Source organism: Paenibacillus sp. P4_A7 (assembly GCF_056402455.1).
Genome location: NZ_JBFUHJ010000511.1, coordinates 1 through 3,822 on the forward strand (window position 1 = coordinate 1; position 3,822 = coordinate 3,822).

General features: G+C 41.9%; 4 protein-coding genes and 1 pseudogene. All 5 read left to right on the forward strand.

Annotated elements, in window-relative coordinates; genetic code table 11:
- On the forward strand, window positions 1-285 hold a 285-nt coding region (locus AC1DWN_RS30005; RefSeq protein ID WP_477562525.1), incomplete at its 5' end, for a winged helix-turn-helix domain-containing protein.
- Entirely contained in the window at window positions 278-1,390 is a 1,113-nt protein-coding gene (locus tag AC1DWN_RS30010; protein WP_477562526.1) for a HAMP domain-containing sensor histidine kinase, read from the forward strand. The genes AC1DWN_RS30005 and AC1DWN_RS30010, both read left to right, overlap by 8 nt.
- Window positions 1,391-1,524: 134 nt before the next feature.
- Window positions 1,525-2,403, forward strand: a complete 879-nt coding sequence (locus tag AC1DWN_RS30015; RefSeq protein WP_477562527.1) for a carbohydrate ABC transporter permease — start codon at window positions 1,525-1,527, stop codon at window positions 2,401-2,403.
- 57 nt (window positions 2,404-2,460) lie between these two features.
- On the forward strand, window positions 2,461-3,291 hold the full coding sequence (locus AC1DWN_RS30020) for a carbohydrate ABC transporter permease (protein WP_477562528.1): 831 nt from the start codon (window positions 2,461-2,463) through the stop codon (window positions 3,289-3,291).
- Between the two features lie 16 nt (window positions 3,292-3,307).
- A pseudogene (locus tag AC1DWN_RS30025) lies at window positions 3,308-3,822 on the forward strand (efflux RND transporter periplasmic adaptor subunit); the annotation flags it as partial.

A 3,822-nucleotide genomic window follows, 5' to 3' on the forward strand; every position in this document is an offset into this window, starting at 1 on the left:
GGCGGACTTGACATCAATCCCGAGGAACGCACACTATTCCTTTACCGCAAGCCAATTGAACTAACTCCAAAAGAGTTTGATATTCTGTATCTGCTAGCCAGTTATCCAAAGAAAGTCTATAGTGCGGAAAACATCTTTCAACAGGTTTGGGGCGATGCATACTATGAAGGCAGCAATACGGTCATGGTACATATTCGTACCTTGCGGAAGAAGCTTGGGGAAGACATTCATAAAAACAAACTGATTAAAACCGTTTGGGGGGTGGGATATACATTCAATGGCTAAAATGATCCGAAGCTTTCGATTTAAAATGATTCAACTCTTTGGTTTAAGTATGCTTTTTTCCGCTATTCTTACCTATACGCTCTATAAAGCTATCCAAATCTATTATTATACGACCAAATTCGAAAGTCCAACGACTAAATTTCGTTATTTTATGAGAGAAATTGGGGATGTTAACTTCTTTATGCTTATTTTCATTCCTCTCTCTTTTTTGTTTTTCTTTCTCCTCACCAAACGATATGCGGCTTATTTTAAAGAAATATTCAGCGGAATTAATCAGCTTGCGAATGGTGACTTCAACAATCGTATACATATTCCATCCAATGATGAATTTGGGGATGTTGCGAGAGACATTAATCTGGCAAGTGAAAAATTACAGCGAGCTTTGGAGAGAGGAGATTTTGCAGAAAACAGCAAGGAACAATTGGTCTTGAATTTGGCTCATGATTTGCGTACGCCTCTGACTTCGGTTTTAGGTTATTTGGCTTTCATTCTTCAGGACGATCAACTTACTGCAGAACAAATCAAGCATTATACGAGCATTGCTTATACCAAGTCTCAACGTTTAGAAAGGCTCATTGACGAGCTATTCGAAATCACTCGAATGAACTATGGCAAGCTTACAATTGAAAAAAAACCGATCGATCTGAGTGAGCTTCTCATCCAATTAACTGAGGAGCTATACCCTGTTTTTGAGAAAAATAACCTGGAAACCCGATTGAATGTGACTCCGCATATGATTATTTGGGGTGACGGTGAGCTTTTGGCACGCGTATTTGAAAATCTTCTGACGAATGCCATTCGCTATGGAAATGATGGCCAGTATATAGACATTAATTGCAATTTTGATGCAGAAAATGTGGTTATTCAAGTGGTCAATTATGGAGATCATATTCCTCCGGAAGAATTGCCGCTTATCTTCGATATGTTTTTTACGGGCGATCAAGCGCGAACTCATCGTGAGGGGAGCACCGGTCTTGGCTTGTCTATTGCGAAGAATATTGTGGAGCAGCATCAAGGCACAATTTCGGCTCAAAGCAGTTTAATTCGAACGCTTTTTGAAGTCCGTTTCCCGCAAAAAAAGATCGGATCTGAAACACTCAGTTAATGTATAAGTCTAGTATTTAAGGAAAAATTTATATTTACCCCACTTCTTTATTTATCAGTCTACCCTATTCTAAATGTATGAATGGGAGGAGAGAGCTGTGAATGAAGAAGTGGGGTTTTTGGCATGTCATCATTATGAAGAAAAAAATAAAAGAATGGATTCGCAAGGATGCATCAACGGCTTTGATGTTTCTGGCACCGAGCGTTATCGGGTTTGCACTGTTCTACCTTATTCCGTTTGCGATGGGGGTGTTCTATTCTTTTATGGATAGTACGGTAGACAGCCATTTTGTGGGATTGGCTAATTACCGCGAGTTACTTGCAAGTAATTCCTTCCGAAAGGCGTCATCCAATACGTTTTATTTTAGCGTGGTTAGTGTTCCGCTTATACTTGCGCTGTCGTTAGGATTGGCAATGCTGTTGAATAAAAATATATATCTTCGCAAATGGCTGCGGACTGCATATGTGCTGCCGCTTGTCGTTCCAGTCGCCTCAATTATTCTGATCTGGCAGATACTGTTCGATTGGAATGGCTCCTTGAATGCATGGCTGAGTGGCTTTGGAATCGAACGTGTGGATTGGATGAAGACAGATGCGGCCAGAAATGTAATCATTGTCGTTTATTTATGGAAGAACATTGGCTATAACGTGATTTTATTCTTGGCGGGACTGCAGCAAATCCCGAAAGATTATTATGAAACCGCCCAAATTGAAGGGGCAGGGCGTTTACGGCAGTTTTGCAGTATTACAATTGTCTATTTAACATCTACCATGTTCTTTGTAGTTATCATGTCGATCATTAATTCTTTTAAAGTATTTCGGGAAACGTATTTGATCGCAGGCGATTATCCGCATGACAATATATACATGATGCAGCACTATATGAACAACATGTTCACGTCGTTGGACATTCAGAAGCTGACTGCCGCGTCGACCTTGATGGTAGGCGTTATTCTTTTGATCGTTATAGGATTGTTTGCTCTTGAACGCCGGCATCGGCAGTTCATGGAATAGGAGGAAGTCGCTGTGCTTGTTACTGAAGTATTGAAAAAAAGTGCGTTAACGGTCGTCATGGTCGCTATAGCAGTCCTGTTATTATTCCCGATTGTGGTCACTTTCACAAATTCGTTCATGACAGATCAAGAAATGGGCATCAATTATGGACCCATAGGGCAGTTAAACAAAACGGCTGCAGGGAGAGAAAATCCTTTTGTGAATTTAAAATTGCTGCCGGATCAAGTGACCTTGGAGCAGTATAGAAAGGTGTTGATGGACAGCCCTAGATATCTGACGATGTTCTGGAATTCGGTATTTATGGTGGTGCCGATCATCGCAGGGCAAACTCTCGTAGCAGCACTTACTGCGTACGCGTTCTCCAAGCTGCAATTTCGCGGACGGGATCACATGTTTCTCGTCTATGTCTTGACGATGCTCATGCCATTCCAAGTGACGTTAGTTCCGAATTATATTATGGCGGATAAGCTTGGTCTGCTGAATAGTCCGAATGCAATAATATTACCTGGGATTTTCGCAGCTTTCGGTGTGTTTATGCYCAGGCAGTTCATGCTGGATATTCCATATGCCTACATCGAAGCGGCTAAGATGGRCGGAGCTGGACATTTGCGAATTTTCTACAAGATTATTATCCCGATGATCAAACCGGGTCTGGCTGCACTTGTTATCCTCTTATTCGTCGATTATTGGAATATGGTGGAGCAGCCGCTTATTTTTCTGGACGATCCATTCAAGCAGCCGCTATCGGTTTTTTTATCTAGGATTAATGGTGAGCCGGGGGTTGCTTTCGCTGCATCCATGCTCTACATGGCTCCGATGGTGCTGCTGTTTCTGTATGCCGAAACGTATTTCATTGAAGGTATTCAATTGTCTGGCATTAAGGGGTAGGGGGAAAAGAAGGGATATGGAGTTAGAAAAAGAACTGGGTGATCGCAAGCGCAAACGAAGCATTCAAGTCGTGTTCATTGTTTTTATGGGATTGTTAGTATTTTTCACGATTTTCAGTAATACGCTGCAGTCGCTGACCTTGCCGAAAGTGAGTACGGAAAAGCCGGTTAACGGCAGTCTTGTATTTTCGCTCGAAGGTAGCGGTATACTTCAACCGCTCGCCCAAGTGAGATTATCGAACCCTGCCGGTTGGAAGGTCCAAAAAGTACTCGTGAAAGAAGGAGATCGTGTGAAGAAGGGGCATAAGCTGATTATCTATGACAGCAAATCCGCCGAACGAGAATTGGAAGATGAGATAACCCATTTGGAGAAGCAGAAAATCGAGCAGCAAAATATTCAAGATCAGTTCATCCAGTCGTTCTATGAAGAGGACGAGCACAACATTCGGAAAGCAAGACGGGATATCGAAACGTTTAAACTTGAACAAAGCACGCAGGAACGTAAAATTCACGAGTTGAGAGACCGTATAAT

What these genes read in the sequence shown, in the direction of transcription:
- AC1DWN_RS30010 (WP_477562526.1), top strand. Translation starts at nt 278, where the DNA reads ATGGCTAAAATGATCCGAAGCTTTCGATTTAAAATGATTCAACTCTTT.
- AC1DWN_RS30015 (WP_477562527.1), top strand. Translation starts at nt 1,525, where the DNA reads ATGAAGAAAAAAATAAAAGAATGGATTCGCAAGGATGCATCAACGGCT.